The sequence below is a fragment of the Methylocaldum sp. MU1018 genome (assembly GCF_053646775.1).
This window is the reverse complement of sequence record NZ_CM132195.1, coordinates 1,081,944-1,100,232: the sequence shown is the minus strand read 5'-3', so window position 1 is coordinate 1,100,232 and position 18,289 is coordinate 1,081,944. Positions and strand designations below refer to the sequence as shown.

The following is an 18,289-nucleotide window of genomic DNA, read 5'->3' as shown; positions in this document are numbered from 1 at the left end:
TCCGATCCCGCCGATCACGATTCAGGCCCATCGCGCCATCGACCGCACCGGCCGGCCGCTCCGTTCCGCTCGATCGAATTCCCGGATCGATTCGCGTTTTAAGGGTATAATGGATACATCTTTAACAACCATGAATCCCCGATTGTCTCAATCCAGCGCCAAAATCCCCCTCGGTACGACGGTACTGTACAAACCCAAGAGGCCGGATTTTTTTAAGGACCCCTACCCCGGTCAGCTCGCCAAGATCACGCGCTATTCGCGCTTCAACAGCGGCGACTGTTTCATCGAACTTCCCTCCGGCGGCATCCTGCGGGTGCCGGAAAGCGACATCGAGCCCGTCATCGCATGACGACGCTTCGGCGGATTCCCTAGAAATCGAAGCCCGTGCCTGTCCCGATGGCATGACCGCGGGCTTCGGATTCGCCCGCGCGATGTGCCGTTCCTCCGCGAAAATCCGGAACCATCGTTTTCAGCGCGGCGACCGCAAGATAGACCCGAGCGCGTCCGCCAAAGCCCGGCACTGAGCGTCGGTGCCTATGGTGATGCGCATGAATTGCTCTATCCGAGGCTGCCTGAAATGGCGCACGACGATATGCCGCTCCCGCAGCGCCGCCGTCAGTTCCGCCGCGTCCCGAAAGGGATGCCGGACGAACACGAAGTTCGCGGCGGACGGCAAGACCTCGAAACCCAATCCGGACAGTTCCCGGACGAGCCGGTTCCGGCTGCGGACGACGGCTTGCCGGGTGCTCTCGAAATAATCTCGGTCCTCGAACGCCGCCACCGCGCCGGCGATGGCCAGGCGGTCCAGCGGATAGGAATTGAAGCTGCCTTTCACGCGCTCCAAAGCCTCGATCAAGCCGCCGCCGCCGACGGCGAAACCCACCCGCAGGCCCGCCAGCGACCGTGACTTGGACAAGGTTTGGATCACCAGCAGATTGGGGAAGCGTTCGACCAGCGCCACGGCGGTTTCGCCCCCGAAATCGATATAGGCTTCGTCGATCACGACGACCGATTCGGTGTTGTATTCGAGCAGCGCTTCGATCTCGGCGAGCGGCAGCAGGCAACCCGTAGGTGCGTTCGGATTCGGGAAGATGATTCCGCCGTTCGGGCGGCGATAATCGTCGATCCGGATCTCGAAGCTTTCGGTCAGCGGAACGCAGGCGTGTTCGATGCCGTAAAGTCCGCAGTAGACCGGATAGAAGCTGTAGGTGATATCGGGGAACAAAATGGGCGAGCCGTGCTTCAGCAGCGCTTGAAATGTGTGGGCCAGCACCTCGTCCGATCCGTTGCCGACGAAGACCTGTTTCTTCTCGACGCCGTAAAATCGGCCGATGGCTTCTTTCAAGCGATTGGCCTCGGGATCGGGATAAAGCCGGAGCGTTTCGCCCGTCTCGCCGCGCAAGGCTTCCAACACCCTGGGCGAAGGCGGATACGGGTTTTCGTTGGTGTTGAGCTTGATCAGATGGCTCAACTTGGGCTGTTCGCCGGGGGTGTAAGGGGTCAAATCCCGGACGGCCGGGCTCCAAAATTTATTCACGAATGGCCGACTCCAGCTTCATGGGTATACAGATCACGCCCGAAACGTCGATCGCTTCGGATTGCCTGACGAACCCGAATTTCTCGTATACGCCGACGGCATAGCGAGACGAATTCACGGTAAACACACCCGGATTCCCGGCACGGAGACGCGCGGCCTTGGCGACTTCCCAGAGCCTTCTCGCCAAGCCCCGGCCCTGGAAACGTTCGGACACGAACAGATGATACAGATGGCGATTGTCCCTGATCGCGATCACGCCGGCCAACTCGCCGTTTTCCTCGCGGGCATGATACCGATAACCCGACTCCAGATAACCCTCGATCGTCGCTTCGCTCATCGATTCGAGCAAGCGGCGGGCTCCCTGTTCGGAAAATTCGTGCGCGATGTACTTGCAGGTAAGACCGCGGACGAGAGCGCCGATGCGCGGCGCATCATCCGGCGTTGCGGTTCGAATGTCCATAGGCCGTTATCGTTCGCCGAAAACCTCGGAATCAAGGCATCAGTTCCAAGCGAAGTCAAGAGACGTGCTCCGAGGCTCGCTTCTCGCCGATCCTGCTAGGGCCTTGCGGCAAATCCGGCTTAGCCTTGCTTTTCGTTCTTTTTCCGGAATCTTTTCTTTCGAGCCGGCGGCTGGCGCGCAGATCGCCCGGCAAAGGCTGCAAAATCCGCGAGAAACGGCCGCACATTTTACCCGGAAGCGCCTTTTTGTCCTCGCTCTGCCGGGGACGAGCCGGCCTCAGTAGCGGTAGATCGCGGCCACCCCGGTTTCGGTGGGCATCCGTTCAGAGGGGACGACGACGACCTGGCCGCCGGTCTTCATGACCCACTCCGCCAGATCGTCGAGCAGATCGTCGACCTCGGGGTGCACCAGATCGTCGAAGCTGACCCGGCCGGTGACGGAATCGATTCGGCCGGGAATCTCGCTATCGGCATCGATCAGCAAGGTCGCAACCTGCCCGGCCACAGCCGCCTCGGCGACCCGGACCGGATCGTCGGCGCCCATCCCCTTGGCTCTGGCCGCACCGAATGCCTCCACCAGTTCGGCCAGCCGCGCCAGATAATAAGGTTCGACCGTCCGCCAGGCGCGCTCGCGCAGTTCGTCGGCGGACACCGCGTCGGGATGGACATCGATGCCTTGCGCCAGCAGGAACGGGTTGTGGCTCACCTGGCGAAAAAGGTGATGGTGTTCCGGCAGCGCCGCCAGCAGCAGGGGCAGGCCCGAAGGCCGCGAATGGTGCTCCAGCACGGCGCGATCGACGACGCGAAAGAACCGCTCCGCGTCGATATCCAGTTCGTCCTTTTTGCCGCCCAGGCCGTGATATGTCGCCGGACCCGCGGGACCGGAGCCGGAGACGCCCAGATGCGGCTCGGTCAGTTCCTCGCCCAGCGCCTCGGTGATGGTTCGCGGAACCTCCTCGGCCAGTTCGATTGGGTCCAAGGCGTCTCGGTTTCCTTCGAACAGCTTGATTTCCTTCCGGCTCAGGCCGAGAACCTGGTAGCGGTCGGCCGACTGGAGAATGCGCAGCAGAGGTTTGGTGTGAAAGCTGTCGGCCGCCACCGCCAATTCGGGGACCGGCCGCAAGAGCCGGTAGACTTGAAACAGGCCGGGCGCGGCCAGCACGGCCAGTCCGTCCAGCGTGCGGTTCCAGAAATCGCGATCGGCGGCCAGGGCCAGAAACGGCTCGATGAGCGGTCGAATCTTCTCTTCCGGATAGGTCTGCCGCAGCGAGTCTTCCAGCGTTTTCACGAGATTCCGAAACCGGATCGGGTCCTGCCGGTTATCCGGGTGAGACCGGTGAGTCGGCTGGTACAGCGAGAGGCACGGGGGCTCTTGAACGCGAAAGAAGAGCCCGACGGGATAATAATCATTGGCCGTTGAATCCATAAAGCCTCCGGAGCCGGGCCGGCTCCCGATAAATACGCCACATCCGTAAATATCTAAGGACCAGGAACGTTCGCCGTTCGTTCCCTCCGGCGCGCCCATCGTTGCGGTTTCGGCTCGACCTCTACAAAGACCGCCAGACCAGCCAGAGTCCCAAGCCGAACGAGCCGAGGACGAGCCCGGCGGCAGCGAGCCGGCGGCCGTGCAGCCGGGTCCACAGGAGCACGCCGGTCAGGCTGAGCAAGACGATTCCGCCGGCCAGCGTATCCGCCAACAATATCCAGCCGGCGCCCAAACCGACGCCCCGGTGCACGTTGTTGAGCAGGGCGAAGAAATTCGTTTCGCCGCGCTTGACAGTGACGAAGGCGTTGCCTTCCCAATATTCCGCTTGCACGAAGCGTTGCGGCGTGCGCGCGGACACCTGCCAGCGCGCCGGCTGGCGTACTTCCGCGCCGTTCCAGGCGACGGTCTTGGCGGGCTCCTGCGTAATCTTCGTTTTTCCGGACGTAAATTTCAGCGTCTGCCCGAGCCATTCGGCCAGCGCCTCGGCATCGGCGGGGCGCGGTTCGGGCAGCGGCAGTTGAATCTCCTTCTGCTCCAGCCGGGCGGCCGGAATTTTCATGATTTCGCGGTGATTGAGCAGGATCCCCGTGGTCCCGAACAAGAATCCCAGCACCGCGCCCCATAAACCGATCCAGGCGTGGGTGCGGCGCAGCCACTTGAGGAACGCCCCGCGCGCCAGCCGTTTGGGCAGGAACAAATATCCTCCCGAAGGTTTGGCGCGCGGCGGAGGAACCGGAAGGGCGGACCGGGCGGGCGTCATCAGAATCTCACCTGCAATGAGGCGATGGCGGCAATCGGCGAGCCCGGCGTGATGTTGTTGTTGTTGTGCGCCGTGGAGATATATTCCTTGTCGAACAGGTTTTCGACGTTCACTTGCACCTGGACGTTGTCGTTGAGCGTGTAGTACACCGCCCCGTCGAAACGGAGGAATCCCGGCAGAGTGACGAGATTGTCGGTGGCCGCGTACATTTCGCTCCGGTATACCGCGCCGAGACCCACGCCCCAATGCGAGGTAAAGTCGTAGCGGTTCCACAGCGAGAACGTGTGTTCCGGTACCAGCGCCGCCCTGTTGCCTTTCGGAGCGCTGGCCGACAGGCTCTCGGTGATCTTGGCATCCTGGTAGGCGTAGCCGCCGATGATGCGCCACTGGTCGGTGATGTTGCCGCTCAGTCCCAGCTCAATGCCCCGGGTGCGCTGGCCGTCGACCAGGAACGACACCGCCGAGTTGTTGGGATCGGTGGCGAGAGCATTGAGCCGATCGAGCTGGTAGAAGGCCAGAGTCGCCGACAGATCGGGACGGATGTCCCACTTGGCGCCTACTTCGTAGTTCTTGTACTCCTCCGGTTGCAGCGATTCATTGGTCAGAGTCAGCGAGGCCAACTGGTCGCCCGCTCGCGGCACATAGGCAATGCTGTAGCTGGCGTATAGAGAGAGCTCGTCGATCGGCTTGAAGATCAGGCCCCCGCGCGGCGATAACAGATCGTCGTTGGTGTAAAAGGTCTGGCCGTTGCGGTTGTTGCGAAAATCGACCTTGAAGCTGTCGTAGCGTACTCCCGCGACGAGCTGCCAATGCTTGGTGAGCTCGATCTGATCCTGAAAATAGCCCGCGGCGATGGTCGCCAACCCGTGATTGTCCGCATCCGTGGCGCTCTGGCGGAAAGTCACCGGGCCGGTATATCTCGGGTCCGCCAGAGAAACCTTGACCGATGTCGCATTGGGGCCGACCGCCGTGAAATAGCCGGTGTTGCGGAAGTTGTCGGTTTCCTGGTGGCCGAACTCGGCGCCGGTCAACAGGGTGTGTTTGAACGGCCCGGTTTCCAGCTTGAACGTCAGATCGGTCTGGTTGAAGAAATTCTCGCGATGGGTCGCGTTATTGTAAGCCGAAATCGACACCTGATCGCCGGCGGCATTGACCGCGCCCGGGTAGATGTTCTGGTAGAACTTGTCGTAGATGGCGTAGCGGGTACGGTTGCGGAACGTGATGCCGTTCCCGAAATCGTGATCGATCAGGGCGTTGAAGGCGTCGACTTTCGAACCGTTAGGGCTGCGCCTGGGGTCGCCGAAGAACGTGGACACGTCGGTATCGACCGGGCGGCCCGAGAACGAAGGTATGCCGCGGTCGCTGATGCCGTCGTCCTCGTAATGCTCGTAGCCGAGAGTCACATGGGTCCGATCGTCCAGACGCCAGGATACGGTCGGGTTGACGCCCCAACGCTCGTCGTGGACGCCCTCGCGATAGCTGCGGGAGCTCTCCCATAGACTGGTGAGACGAACCGCGAAGTTTTCGTTGATGGCTTGATCGAAGTCTCCGGTCAGGCGGAACTTGTCCCAGGAGCCGATCTGAAAGTTCGCCTCGCGCCGGCTGTCCCAGTCCGCCTGCTTGGTCACCCGATTGATCAGGCCGCCGGCGCCGCCGCGGCCGAAAATCATCGCGTTCGGACCTTTCACAACCTCCACCCGGTCGACGTTGTAAAGATCGCGGTAATACTGGACGTCGTCGCGTATGCCGTCGACGTACATGTCGCCGGTCGAATTGTTGCCGCGGAAAATCACCTGGTCCCGGTTTCCTTCGCCTTGCGACATGCCGACGCCGGGCACGTAGCGGACCGAGTCGGCGATGCTCTTCATACTCTGGTCCTTGATCAGATCCTGTGTGATCACGGTGATCGACTGCGGGACGTCGATCAGGGGCGTGTCGGTCTTGGTCGCCGTCGAGGTGCGCTTGGCGACATAACCCCTAGTATCGCCGCCCGAGTCTGCGGCCTCGCCGATCACTTTGACCTGATCGAGCGTGACGACGCCCTCATCGGCGGCGACGGCGGCATCGCACGCGCACGCCAAGGCCAGCGCGAGCGGCGTTCCGGCGACCGGAATCAGCTTGCGGCCGTATTTGTTCTTTTCAGTCACGAATATCTCCCCGTATGTCACTGGAAAGGGACCAAAACGGCTGGCTGCCGGCCGGGAAGCTCTCGAAAAACGACCGCATTCGCCCTGTTCCGAAAATTCGAACGCAACTGCGCACCCTGTCGGCGCGAGCCGGCCGAAGGCCGGCATCAATCGCCGGGTTCTTCTCTTTCCGTCCTTGTTCACGCAGCAGCGGAGCCAGCCCCCTTTCTTTAAAATGATAGTCGTTCTCATTTCCATTGGCAACCGTTAATCCCTCCCGAGAACGGCCATCAGCCTTGACCGAGGCCGCGGAGAAAAGCCCGGCGTCTTTTCGGGCAGGCACCGCGCGGCCGGGTCGTCGGAGCGCGGGAATCTTTGCGCGGCAAAACCGGTCTTATCAGGAAAGAAGCCAAGAAGATCCGCCGCCGCTGGGGTATCCAACATGACGACCGAAAATGTCGGCCCCATAAGGACCGATGGATTCGAATTCATCGAATACGCCGCCGAGGACACGCGATCCCTGGCCGGACTTTTCGAGCAGATGGGATTCAGGGCCGTGGCCCGCCACCGGTCCAAGGACGTGGTGCTGTATCGTCAGGGCGAAATCAATTTCGTCGTCAACCACGAACCGGGGAGTTTCGCGCAACGCTTCGCCGAGCGGCACGGACCCTCGATCTGCGCCTTCGCGATCCGGGTCGAAAATGCCGCCTGGGCCTTCCGGCGTGCGCTCGAACTGGGCGCCAGGCCGTCCGCCAGCGAAGCCGGTCCCATGGAACTCAATATCCCGGCCATCCGCGGCATCGGCGGGAGTCTGATTTACCTCGTCGACCGTTACGGAGACCGCTCGATCTACGATGTGGACTTCGTCCCCATCGAGACCGAACCGGCGGAGCCTTTCGGGGTCGGCCTCACTCGCGTCGACCATTTGACCCACAACGTGCGTAGGGGCCACATGGACGAATGGGCCGATTTCTACGAGCGCATCTTCGGTTTCCGGGAAATCCGCTATTTCGACATTCACGGCAAGGCGACCGGGCTGAAATCGCGCGCGATGGCGAGCCCGTGCGGCAAGATCCGCATTCCCATCAACGAGCCTTCCGATCCCAAGTCGCAGATTCAGGAATACCTCGATCTTTATCGCGGCGAGGGCATCCAGCACATTGCTCTGGCCGCGGACGACATCTACGCCACCGTCGAACGGCTCCGCGCAAACGGCGTCCGCTTCATGGACGTGCCCGACAGCTATTACGCGCGGGTGGACTCCCGCGTTCCGGACCACGGAGAGAACATCGAACGGCTGCGGCGCAATCGAATCCTCATCGACGGACTGCCGGGCAAGGCCGTGGGGCTGCTCCTGCAAATCTTCACCGAGACCGTGATCGGGCCGATCTTCTTCGAGATCATCCAGCGCAAGGGCAACGAGGGCTTCGGCGAGGGCAATTTCCAGGCGCTGTTCGAGGCGATCGAAGACGATCAGATGAAACGGGGGGTCATCTGATGTTCCGCTGGATTGCACTGCCGAGGGTGGAGGGCGTCGCCGCCCGCCAGGCTCACGCCGATCTGCCCGAGGGCACTTTCGAACGGGAATTGGGACGGGAAGGTTTTTACGGCCCGTCCACGCAAATGCTCCATCGCCATCCGCCGACCGGATGGGTCAGCGTGGAAGGTTATCTGAGGCCGCGCGCCTTCGACACCAACCAACTCACCGGAACCAGCGTTTCGCCGTGGGACGCCACGCCGATGCTGGGCAATCTGAGCGTCAAGATCCGGATCTGGCATACCTATTCCGCCATGGATCATCTGGTTAGGAACGGCGACGGCGACGAATTGCTGTTCGTCCACGAGGGTGCCGGGCATCTTTATTGCGACTACGGCCATCTCACTTTTTCCGAAGGCGATTATCTGGTGATTCCGCGGGGTACCCTGTGGCGTATCGAAACCTCCGGAATGGGCGTGTTTCTGCTGATCGAGGCGACCAACGGCGCCTATCGGCTCCCCGACAAAGGCCTCGTCGGGGCTCACGCGGTGTTCGATCCGGCGATATTGGACACGCCCAAGATCGACGATGCGTTTCTCGCCCAGCAGTCGGAGCGGACCTGGCGAGTGCTGGTCAAACGCCGGGATCGGCTCAGCGCCGTGACCTACCCATTCAATCCGCTCGACGCCGTCGGCTGGCAGGGTACGCTGATGCCGGTCCGGCTCAACTGGCGCGACATCCGGCCGCTGATGAGCCACCGCTATCATCTTCCGCCCTCCGCCCATACCACTTTCGCCAGCGAACGCTTCGTCGTGTGTACGTTCTGCCCGCGCCCGCTGGAGAGCGATCCGGGCGTGCTCCGGGTGCCCTTCTATCACAACAACGACGACTACGACGAAGTGATTTTCTATCACCGCGGCCATTTCTTCTCTCGCGACAACATCCATCCGGGCATGATGACCCTACACCCCAGCGGGATCACCCACGGCCCCCACCCCAAGGCTTTGGCGGCGGCGAAGACCCGGTCGCGCACCGAAACCGACGAGGTGGCGGTGATGATCGACGCCCGCGACGCGCTCGAAGTGGCCGACCTGCCGCGCGGGGTCGAGTGGGAAGGCTACGTGGATTCCTGGAAATCGATATGAAACTCGTCTCGCTGAAATCCGGAAGCCGCGACGGAACCCTGGCGATCGTCGACCGGGTGCTGAAAACGGCGTTCCCCGCCTTGGAATCCGGTTTCGCCACACTGCAATCGGTGCTGGAAAACTGGGCCGACGCCGCTCCCGCGCTGGAAACCGCCTACCGCGCCCTCAATCAGCGCGAGCTCGATGCTTTTCCCCTGAAACCCGACGAGCTGGCAGCGCCCCTGCCCCGCGCCTATCAGTGGCTGGACGGCAGCGCCTATCTGTCCCACGTCGAACGGGTGCGGAAGGCGCGCGGCGCGCCGATGCCGCCGAGCCTGTACACCGATCCCCTGATGTATCAGGGCGGATCGGCGGCTTTCCTCGGACCGAGAGACCCGATCCGGCTCGCCGACGAAAGCTGGGGACTCGATTTCGAGGCGGAAGTCGCGGCGATCACCGATGACGTGCCCATGGGAACAACGGCCGAGGAAGCGGCGTCGCACATCAAGCTGCTGATGCTGGTCAACGACATTTCGCTGCGCAACCTGATCCCCCAGGAACTCGCCAAAGGCTTCGGGTTTCTGCACGGCAAGCCGGGCCCGGCCTTCTCCCCGGCCGCGGTGACGCCGGACGAACTGGGAGACGCCTGGGACGGCGGCAAAATCCGCCTTCCGCTGCTGACTTATCGAAACGGAACCCTAGTCGGCAAGCCCGACGCCGGCCAGGGCATGCAATTCGACTTCCCCGCGCTGATCGCGCACGCCGCCAAGACCCGCCCCCTCCCCGCCGGCACCATCATCGGTTCGGGCACGGTCAGTAACGCGGACGCGAGCCGGGGTTATTCCTGCATCGCCGAAAAACGCGTCCTCGAACAGATCGAATCCGGCGCAACCCGGACGCCCTATCTCCGGCATGGCGAAACGGTACGGATCGAAATGCTCGACCGGGACGGACGCTCCGTCTTCGGCGCCATCGAACAGGACGTAATACCGTGATGGGCCTGGAGCTGTATACCTACTTCCGCAGCTCCGCCGCCTACCGCGTCCGCATCGCCCTGAATCTCAAGAAGCTGTCTTACCGACCCCGGTTCGTGCATCTCGCGAAGGGCGAGCAGCACCAGCGCGAATATCGCGAGATCAATCCGCAGGGACTGGTGCCGGCGCTGGCCGACAGGGGATCGGTGTTCACCCAGTCCCTGGCGATCATAGAATATCTGAACGACACCTATCCCGAGCCGCCGCTGCTGCCGCGGCGCCGCGACGAGCGGGCTCATGTCCGCGCTCTCGCCCATATCATCGCCTGCGACATTCATCCCCTGAACAATCTCAGGGTTCTTCGCTACCTCGCGGACGCGCTGAGCCAGGACGAACCGGCCCGGATCGCCTGGATCCGACACTGGACCGAGGCGGGCTTCGAAGCTTTCGAGGCGCAACTTGCCCGCCACGGGAGCAGCGGCCGATTCTGCTTCGGCGATGCGCCGACCCTCGCGGATATCTGCCTGGCGCCGCAGGTGTTCAACGCCCGGCGCTTCGGTTGCGACTTGAGCGGATTTCCCAGGATTCGCGCGATCGACGAAAACTGCCTGGCGCTCCCCGCATTCCGCGACGCGGCGCCGGAGCAGCAGCCGGATACCTCTTGAACCCGAGAGAATGAAGGAACGAATCCGCGAGTCCAAAAAGCGATTTTCCCTTTTGCGCTACAGGAGGTTTCATGATGGCCGCCGCCAATTCCACATTCGAGCGTTACGCCGAGGAACATCATCTCTCGGGCCTGACCGCCCCGACGCTGGAAGCGCTCGCGACGAACCGGACCGGCTATTCGGTCGACAAAGCGCAACGCTTTCTCGCCTTTCAGCGGCGCATCGACACCGAAATGCTGAAACACCGGATCATCACCGACAACCGCTATACCGCCTGGTTCGAACAGGGCGAGCAGAGTTTCGAGCAGGTACGGGCGTTCGTCGTCCAGTTCTCGGTGTTCTCGAACCAGTTCCTGGTGGCCCAACTGCAAAAGATGATCAATGCCGATTCGCTCGAAGGCATGCGGGCTTCCAAGGAAATTCTCGCCAACGAAATCGGCGTCGTCTTCAATCCCGGGCGGAAAAAATCCGCCACGCCCGATCCCGGCCGCGAGGTCGATCCCGAACTGGTCTCCACCGAGGGCACGGTGGAAGGCGGCGTCTTCCATTTCCGCGCGGCGCATTTCGAGTGGCTGCTGCGGATCGCCGGCGAACTCGGTCTCGGATTTCAGGATCTCGGCCACCGCAGGCACGGCACCCCATCCACCTTCCATTTTTGCGACGAACTGATCCGGCTCTACGGCAATGAGAACTACGCCATTACCCAGGCCGCGAGCTATGCCGTGGAAAACTGGGCGGCGGCCGGCTTCTGGCGGGAGCTGATCGACGGCTTGATCCGCTACAACGCGCGCACCGGCTCGAATCTGCCGCTCGCCTTCTTCACCTGGCACGACCGGCTCGAAGCCCAGCACGCCCAGCATACCCAGGAAGAGCTGGAAGAACTCTATTTCACCCGAGATATCGACGAGGACGACTTCATCCGCTACGGCAACGAGATGCTTGACGGCGTGGCGGTCTTCTGGGACGGCCTGGACGAACAACGACGGGAATTGGCGTAGGCCGAATCCTACGGCGACGGGAATGCAATCATTCGGAGCTCCCCCTTTTGAACCAAACGCTTTGGCAGCCGGACCGTTCGCGCATCGAGAGCACGAATCTCTTCCGATTCATGCACCTGCTGCGCGAGCGATGGGATGTCGACGTGGAGGGCTACGCCGCGCTTCACCGATTCTCGGTGGAGGACATGGAGAAGTTCTGGCTGAGCCTGTGGGAGTACGCCGGCGTCGTCGCGGAAACCCGCGGCGAACGGATCCTGATCGGCGGCGGCCGGATGCCCGGCGCGCGGTTCTTTCCCGATGCGCGGCTCAATTTCGCCGAGAATTTGCTCAAACGCCGGGATGACGGAGACGCCATCGTTTTCTGGGGCGAAACCCGGGTCCGCCGGCGGCTGAGCTGGCGCGAGCTTTACGAACGAGTCAGCCGTCTGGCGCAGGCTCTTAAGGCCGACGGTATCGCGCCGGGCGATCGCATCGCCGCCTTCATGCCGAATCTCCCGGAAACCGTGATCGCCATGCTCGCCGCCGCGTCGGTCGGAGCGATATTCACCTCCTGCTCGCCGGATTTCGGTGTGCAGGGCGTATTGGACCGGTTCGGGCAAGTGAGCCCCAAGGCGCTGATCGCCGCCGACGGGTGCTTCTACAACGGCAAGGTCCATTCCGCGTTCGACAAGCTCCGCCCGATCGCGGCCGAACTGCCCGGACTCGAACGCATCGTCGTCATTCCCCATATTGCCGAGCGGCTTGACGTCGAAGCGCTGGACGCGCGGGCGATCCCGTTCGACGATTACCTCGCGCCGTTCCCGGCCCGCGACATTCCTTTCGTCCGGCTGCCGTTCAACGCGCCGCTCTATATCCTCTATTCCTCCGGCACCACCGGCATCCCGAAGTGCATCGTGCACGGCGCCGGCGGCACGCTGCTCAAGCACTTGGAGGAGCACTCGCTCCAATGCGACGTGCGGCCGAACGATCGGGTGTTCTACTTCACCACCTGCGGTTGGATGATGTGGAATTGGCTGGCATCAAGCCTCGCCTGCGGCGCCACGCTGCTCCTTTACGACGGTTCGCCCTTTCACCCCTCGGGCAACGTACTGTTCGATCTGGCCGATGCCGAAGGCATGACTCATTTCGGCACCTCGGCCAAATACATCGACGCTTTGGCCAAGGCCGGGCTGGAACCGAAACGCACACACCGGCTGACGGCGCTCAGGACGGTTCTTTCGACCGGTTCGCCCTTGGCGCCGAGCCGCTTCGATTACGTTTATGAAAAACTGAAATCCGACGTCTGCCTGTCCTCGATCTCGGGCGGGGCCGATCTGATCGGCTGCTTCGTGGGCGGCAATCCGACGGGGCCGGTCCGACGGGGCGAGATCCAGGCCAAGGTCCTCGGCATGGCAGTCGAAATCTTCGACGAAAACGGCCGGCCCATCGTAGGCCGCAAAGGCGAACTGGTCTGCACCAAACCCTTCCCGTCGATGCCGCTAGGCTTCTGGAACGATCCGGACGGAACCAAGTACCGTGCGACGTATTTCTCCAGATATCCCGGCGTCTGGCGGCACGGCGACTGGGCCGAGATCGCGCCGCACGGCGGCATCGTCATTCACGGCCGCTCCGACGCGGTATTGAATCCCGGCGGCGTCCGCATCGGCACGGCCGAAATCTACCGGCAGGTCGAGCGGCTCGACGAGATCGTCGAAAGCCTGGTGGTCGGGCAGGACTGGGACGACGACGTTCGTATCGTGTTGTTCGTGCGCTTACGACAAGGATCGACGCTGGACCAGACGCTGACCGAGAAAATCCGGAAACAGATCCGGGACAACGCGAGCCCGCGCCATGTTCCGGCGAAGATCGTGCAGGTCGCCGACCTTCCCCGCACGTTCTCCGGCAAGATCGTCGAACTCGCGGTACGCGAGATCATTCACGGCCGCCCGGTGAAGAACCGCGACGCGCTCGCCAACCCCGAGGCGCTGGAACTCTTCAGGAATTTGCCGGAGCTCGCGAGCTGAGGCGGCCGCGCCCGATGCCCCGCCCGAACGGTGTCGGCTTCCGTTTCACGCGAGGGCGGTATGTTCGAGTCGTTTTTCGTAACGATAATTCGGTAACATCGGGCTGGCCGTGACGCACGCCCTGTGGGAGAAAGCCCGCTCCCGCAAGCATCTATCCATCGAGTCATGCACCGCACGCGCGTAGCGGCGACACGACCGTCTGAATCGAGCCGTACATCCATGACCGATTTCTCCGCCAGCGAACCCACACCATTCAAGCCCCGGCAGGGAGCTCTCACCCGTCCGCTGATGCGCGCCCTCCCCGAACTGCGCGAACTCCTGATGCTTGCGGAGCACGTGGTGAATGCGGACTGGGACTGGGCACGGGTCGACGTTTTGACAGAACTGCATCACGGCCGCGAATCGTTTCCGCTGCTGGCTTTTCGCTTCGGTCCGTCCGATCCGGCCTCGCCTGCGCTGGCGCTGGTCGGCGGGGTCCACGGACTCGAACGCATCGGCACGCAGGTCGTGACTTCGTACCTCCGGACCCTGGTGGAAATGGCGCGCTGGGACCGCGTGACCCGAGACATGCTCTCCACGACTCGCCTGCTGATCATGCCGCTGGTCAATCCGGTCGGCATGTATCTCAAACGGCGATCCAACGGCAACCGGGTCGATCTCATGCGAAACGCGCCGGTGCGGGCGGAGGGCTTGCCCCGCTGGCATTTGTTCGGCGGCCACCGGATTTCTCCGCGGTTGCCCTGGTATCAAGGGAAAGAAGACGCCGCCCTGGAAACCGAGGCGCAAGCTCTTTGCGACTGGGTGCGCCGCGAGATATTCCCCGCTCGAACGGCGCTTAGCATCGATGTGCATTCCGGCTACGGCAAGGTCGACCGCCTGTGGTTTCCTTTCGCCAGAACCCGCGAGCCTTTCCCGGCGCTGGCGGAAGCCGTTGCCCTGAAACACCTGCTCGACCGGACTCATCCCAATCACGTCTATTGCATCGAACCGCAATCGCGCCAGTACCTCGCCCACGGGGACTTATGGGATTACCTCTACGACGAATACAGAACCGTCCGGCCCGACGGCCGCTACATTCCCTTCACCCTGGAACTGGGTTCGTGGCTTTGGGTGAAGAAGAACTGGTCGCAGGCCTTCTCGGCCTTAGGCGTCTTCAACCCACGACTTCCCCATCGTGTGCGGCGAACCCTGAGGCGCCATCTGTTGCTGTTCGATCTGTTCTACCGCGCCGTCCGGTCGCCCGAGCCCTGGACCGAGCTCGACGAAGCCGAGCGAGAGCGGTTGAGGCGGCAGGGATTAGCGTGGTGGTATGCGAATGGCTGAATAAGGAGCCGCTGGCGCGGCGGGTTAGTTTGGCTGCGGGTTTCGCCCCGCTGGCGAGTTTCGCTGCAAACTCCATCCCTGGAGTTTGCCCTTCGGGCCAGCGTTCCGCTGTTCAAATTCGCTCCCGTCGAAAGCTCCGGTGCTCGGCGCGGCAAACGGGAAAAATCACTCGCCGTTTCTTCGTGAATATCGGATATTCCCCCGTATGGCGACCCCGAGCATCGGAGCCTCGGACCGGAACAGCCCGAAGGGGCACGCAATGGATTGCGTGCGGCGACAGAGGGCCAAGGACGGCCCTTCTGTCGCCCCCGGTCCGAGGCGAGAAGCGCAGGATTAGAGCGGTTCTCAGGTCAGTGTAGGGCATAACCACAATGGGTGAACCAGTTTCGAGCCTCGAGAGGGGTAATGGTTGCCAGAGCGACGGCGAGAGCCTCATCCAAGGCTTCGCGGGTGCGGGCCTTGGCGGCGCGCAAGGCGGTCTTGATTTTCGACCAACAGGGCTCGATCGGCGAGAAATCGGGCGAGTAGGGCGAGAGGTAGAAGACCTTGGCCCCCTTCGCTTCGATGGCCTCGCGGACCCCCGCCACCTTGTGGGCGCTGAGATTGTCCATGACCACGACATCCCCCTCGGCCAAGGTCGGGGCCAGCACCTGCCGGACATAGGCGAGGAACACGGGCCCGTCGGTCGCGCCTTCAATGCTCATGACGGCCCCGATGCCCCGGCAGGACAAGGCACCGATGACACTCACATTAGGGCCGGGGTTGAACGGCACCGCATCTTCCACCCGGATCCCGGGAGCAGCTCGGCCGTAGCGCCGGGTCAGCCCGAGGTTAATGCCGGATTCGTCGATGAAATGCAGGCAGCCCACGGGCAACGCGGCGACTTCGGCGCGGTAGTCCTGGCGGGCCTGCTTCACCCGGTCCGTCTCACGCTCAGTCGCGTGGAGAGTCTTTTTTTTCGAGGCAGATTCAGGCGTTGCACCCCCCGGCCCAGCGTTGCCCGGCTGACCGATTTGCCGTTCTGCCGGGCCAAGGCCTCGCGGAGTTCGTCCAAGGTAAGGTCGGGCTGTTGTCCCAGGCACTGGCGAATCAGTCGCTCGTCGGCCTCGTCCAGGCGGCGCGGAGGCCCGCCGGCATGGGGCCGTGGCGCCAGCGTCCCGGTCGTACGCTGCCGCTGCAACAGGCGTTCGACAAAGGAGAGGCTGACACCGAACAAGTCGGCTACGGTGCGTTGGGAGCCCACGCCCCGCTCGAGGGCGGCGATGATTTTCTGCCGCAAATCTAAGGAATAGGGAGTCATCTCCTTCTGATTCCACCCATCTGGGCAAGTTCCCGCTACCCATCCGAGAATTGCTCTAAGGGCGCCATCCGGGCGTCCTTTCTTTTGGTTCCTTTGGATTTGCGCCTGTCCTGGCGCAAACCCTTCGGGCACTCTTCGCGCGTCCAAATTTGTTCCCGACAAATTTGTCTTTGGGCAAGCAAAGACAAACCCGCCGGGAGCGAGTTTGGACCGCCAAAGGCGGGTCCGAAGGACAAAACCCAGGGACGGGTTTTGCAAAAGGAACTCGTCTGCGGGGCGAAACCCGCAGCCAAACCCGCCGCGTCAGCGGCTCCTTTCATGCTTCCGAGCGTCGACCACTGCGCCCCAAAAAAGACTCCGAGCCAAAACGGACCGCCTGCGGCGCTTGTCATCATTTCGTCACCCAACCGCAATATTTGCGTCATACCGCCTCCGTAAAGTGCCTTTCCATCGAAGCACAGACGGAAGGCTTACATGTCAGCACAAGACGCCCTCTCTCTCTCGTCCCGCCCTCGCCGTTACGCCGCCGAAGTCGCCCGCGACCCGGCGACCGTCCGCGCCACTCAGGCTCTGCGCTACCGCGTCTTCGCCGAAGAGATGGGCGCGCGCCTGCATTCCCGGATCGAAGGTCTCGATTACGACGAAATCGACGACTACTGCGATCATCTCCTGGTGCGCGATACCCAAACCGGCCGGATCGTCGCCTGCACCCGGTTGTTGAGCGACGTCCAGGCGGCGCGCCTGGGGCGGTTCTATTCCGAAGGCGAGTTCCACCTCGACGAGGTTCTGGCCTTGCCCGGACGGTTCCTGGAGATCGGGCGTACCTGCGTCGATCCGGCTCACCGCGGCAGCGTGGTTCTCGGAACCTTGTGGAACGGACTGGCGGAATACGTCTACAACGGCCGCTTCAACTATTTGATGGGCTGCGCCAGCATTCCGCCGGGACCTAGCGGCTTCGCGGTCGACGCGGTCTACAGCCGGATCGAGCCGCACCAGTTCGGCCCTCCGGAACTCTCCGTGAATCCCAAAATTCCGGTTCCCGCGCAGAAACGCTGCGTTCGGGACGAGAGCGGCATCCCGCCTTTATTGCAGGCGTATCTGCGGCTGGGCTGCTGGGTTTGCGGCGATCCTTTCTGGGATGAGGACTTCGACGTGATGGACGTCTTCATTCTGCTGGATCTTTCCCGCATGCAGTCCCGCTACGAGAAGCGCTTCATCGCCGGCAAACAGGGAGACCCGCGTGCGGCGCTGCCGGCAATGGTTTAAGGCTCTGTCGGTCGCCGGCATGTTTCTGATCGGCCTCGTCGCCGTGAGCGCGGTGATGCCGCCGCTGCGGCGGCTGCTCGGAAGACGGTCGACGGCCTTGAACGACGCCATCGTAGTGAGCTGGAACCGTGCCGTGTGCCGGATTCTCGATCTGCACCTCCACATCCACGGCCGGCCGGACCCGAACGCCCGGTTGATCGTCGCCAACCACATTTCCTGGCTGGACATCATCGCTCTCGGCTCGCAAGGCCCGTGCCTGTTCGTCGCCAAACGGGAAGTCGCCGACTGGCCGGTCATGGGCTATCTGGCCAGAGGGATAGGCACGCTTTTCATCGAGCGGGGCGATGCCGCGCAAACCGCCGCCGTGGCCGAATCGATGGCCTGGCAACTGCGCCAGGGCAAACGCCTCGCGCTGTTTCCGGAAGGCACCACGACCGCCGGCGACCGGGTGCTGCGCTTTCACGGCAGACTGTTTCACCCGGCGCAACGGGCGGGAGCGCGCGTCCAGGCGGTCGCCCTGCGTTATCGGGGCGCGGCGAAGCGGTACGCTCCGTTCGTCGGCGAGGACGAATTTCTGCCGCACCTGATCGGGATTCTCGGACTCGAACGGATCGATCTGCACCTGCACTATTGCCCGGCCGTCCCCCCGGGAGCGAGCCGGGACGAACTGGCCCAGACCACCCGCAAGCAGATCGTGGCCGCGCTCGATCCGGCGGTCTCCTCGCGCCGCCGGCTTGCCGGCGACAGGGCCGTCATGAATTCGTAACCGATTCGTCACGGCGCTTTAAGAA

The 18,289-nt window shown here is 62.9% G+C and carries 17 protein-coding genes; 10 read left to right on the top strand and 7 right to left on the bottom strand.

Annotation, left to right across the window (positions count from 1 at the left end; all coding sequences use genetic code 11):
* The first annotated feature begins 130 nt into the window (after nucleotides 1–130).
* Nucleotides 131–349: a hypothetical protein gene (locus ACWJKU_RS05130; RefSeq protein WP_454146425.1), complete on the top strand. Its 219-nt coding sequence runs from the start codon at nucleotides 131–133 to the stop codon at nucleotides 347–349.
* Nucleotides 350–469: 120 nt separating this feature from the next.
* On the opposite strand, the gene hisC is transcribed toward ACWJKU_RS05130, so the two are convergent.
* The 5 genes from hisC to ACWJKU_RS05105 form a co-directional block, all read right to left on the bottom strand.
* Complete coding sequence (gene hisC, locus ACWJKU_RS05125) at nucleotides 470–1,537, bottom strand: histidinol-phosphate transaminase (protein WP_454146423.1); 1,068 nt, start codon at nucleotides 1,535–1,537, stop codon at nucleotides 470–472.
* The gene (locus tag ACWJKU_RS05120; RefSeq protein WP_454146421.1) at nucleotides 1,530–1,997 is read right to left on the bottom strand and encodes a GNAT family N-acetyltransferase; all 468 of its coding nucleotides are present in this window, start codon (nucleotides 1,995–1,997) and stop codon (nucleotides 1,530–1,532) included. The genes hisC and ACWJKU_RS05120 overlap by 8 nt, the downstream gene beginning before the upstream one ends.
* A gap of 276 nt (nucleotides 1,998–2,273) precedes the next feature.
* Nucleotides 2,274–3,422: a baeRF3 domain-containing protein gene (locus ACWJKU_RS05115; RefSeq protein WP_454146419.1), complete on the bottom strand. Its 1,149-nt coding sequence runs from the start codon at nucleotides 3,420–3,422 to the stop codon at nucleotides 2,274–2,276.
* Between the two features lie 121 nt (nucleotides 3,423–3,543).
* Nucleotides 3,544–4,242: a PepSY-associated TM helix domain-containing protein gene (locus tag ACWJKU_RS05110; RefSeq protein ID WP_454146417.1), complete on the bottom strand. Its 699-nt coding sequence runs from the start codon at nucleotides 4,240–4,242 to the stop codon at nucleotides 3,544–3,546.
* Complete coding sequence (locus ACWJKU_RS05105; RefSeq protein WP_454146415.1) at nucleotides 4,242–6,389, bottom strand: TonB-dependent receptor; 2,148 nt, start codon at nucleotides 6,387–6,389, stop codon at nucleotides 4,242–4,244. The genes ACWJKU_RS05110 and ACWJKU_RS05105 overlap by 1 nt, the downstream gene beginning before the upstream one ends.
* A gap of 421 nt (nucleotides 6,390–6,810) precedes the next feature.
* On the opposite strand from ACWJKU_RS05105, the gene hppD reads away from it, so the two are divergent.
* The 7 genes from hppD (at nucleotide 6,811) to ACWJKU_RS05070 (ending at nucleotide 14,932) form a co-directional block, all read left to right on the top strand.
* Nucleotides 6,811–7,866 carry a 4-hydroxyphenylpyruvate dioxygenase gene (gene hppD / locus ACWJKU_RS05100; RefSeq protein WP_454146413.1) on the top strand — a complete coding sequence of 352 codons (1,056 nt, stop codon included), beginning with the start codon at nucleotides 6,811–6,813 and terminating at the stop codon, nucleotides 7,864–7,866.
* Nucleotides 7,866–8,990, top strand: coding sequence for a homogentisate 1,2-dioxygenase (locus tag ACWJKU_RS05095; protein WP_454146411.1), 1,125 nt, complete (start codon nucleotides 7,866–7,868; stop codon nucleotides 8,988–8,990). The genes hppD and ACWJKU_RS05095 overlap by 1 nt, the downstream gene beginning before the upstream one ends.
* Complete coding sequence (locus ACWJKU_RS05090) at nucleotides 8,987–9,964, top strand: fumarylacetoacetate hydrolase family protein (RefSeq protein WP_454146409.1); 978 nt, start codon at nucleotides 8,987–8,989, stop codon at nucleotides 9,962–9,964. Before ACWJKU_RS05095 ends, ACWJKU_RS05090 begins: the two co-directional genes overlap by 4 nt.
* Nucleotides 9,964–10,608, top strand: coding sequence for a maleylacetoacetate isomerase (maiA, locus tag ACWJKU_RS05085; RefSeq protein WP_454148044.1), 645 nt, complete (start codon nucleotides 9,964–9,966; stop codon nucleotides 10,606–10,608). Before ACWJKU_RS05090 ends, maiA begins: the two co-directional genes overlap by 1 nt.
* 71 nt (nucleotides 10,609–10,679) lie before the next feature.
* Nucleotides 10,680–11,606: a hypothetical protein gene (locus ACWJKU_RS05080; RefSeq protein ID WP_454146407.1), complete on the top strand. Its 927-nt coding sequence runs from the start codon at nucleotides 10,680–10,682 to the stop codon at nucleotides 11,604–11,606.
* 47 nt (nucleotides 11,607–11,653) lie between these two features.
* Complete coding sequence (locus ACWJKU_RS05075; protein WP_454146405.1) at nucleotides 11,654–13,609, top strand: acetoacetate--CoA ligase; 1,956 nt, start codon at nucleotides 11,654–11,656, stop codon at nucleotides 13,607–13,609.
* A gap of 219 nt (nucleotides 13,610–13,828) precedes the next feature.
* The gene (locus ACWJKU_RS05070; RefSeq protein ID WP_454146403.1) at nucleotides 13,829–14,932 is read left to right on the top strand and encodes a M14 family zinc carboxypeptidase; all 1,104 of its coding nucleotides are present in this window, start codon (nucleotides 13,829–13,831) and stop codon (nucleotides 14,930–14,932) included.
* A gap of 350 nt (nucleotides 14,933–15,282) precedes the next feature.
* Here the strand turns inward: ACWJKU_RS05070 and ACWJKU_RS05065 are convergent, their stop codons facing one another.
* Both ACWJKU_RS05065 and ACWJKU_RS05060 read right to left on the bottom strand, forming a co-directional pair.
* Nucleotides 15,283–15,849 (bottom strand): IS630 family transposase, encoded by a 567-nt coding sequence (locus ACWJKU_RS05065; protein ID WP_454146401.1) that lies wholly within the window; start codon nucleotides 15,847–15,849, stop codon nucleotides 15,283–15,285.
* A complete protein-coding gene (locus ACWJKU_RS05060; protein ID WP_454146399.1) occupies nucleotides 15,846–16,232 on the bottom strand; it encodes a helix-turn-helix domain-containing protein in 387 nt (128 codons plus the stop codon). The genes ACWJKU_RS05065 and ACWJKU_RS05060 overlap by 4 nt, the downstream gene beginning before the upstream one ends.
* A 474-nt stretch (nucleotides 16,233–16,706) precedes the next feature.
* Here ACWJKU_RS05060 and ACWJKU_RS05055 point away from each other — a divergent pair, with 474 nt between their 5' ends.
* Nucleotides 16,707–17,498 carry a GNAT family N-acetyltransferase gene (locus ACWJKU_RS05055; protein WP_454146397.1) on the top strand — a complete coding sequence of 264 codons (792 nt, stop codon included), beginning with the start codon at nucleotides 16,707–16,709 and terminating at the stop codon, nucleotides 17,496–17,498.
* 19 nt (nucleotides 17,499–17,517) lie between these two features.
* Nucleotides 17,518–18,264, top strand: coding sequence for a lysophospholipid acyltransferase family protein (locus tag ACWJKU_RS05050; RefSeq protein WP_454146395.1), 747 nt, complete (start codon nucleotides 17,518–17,520; stop codon nucleotides 18,262–18,264).
* Nucleotides 18,265–18,289 lie beyond the last annotated feature (25 nt).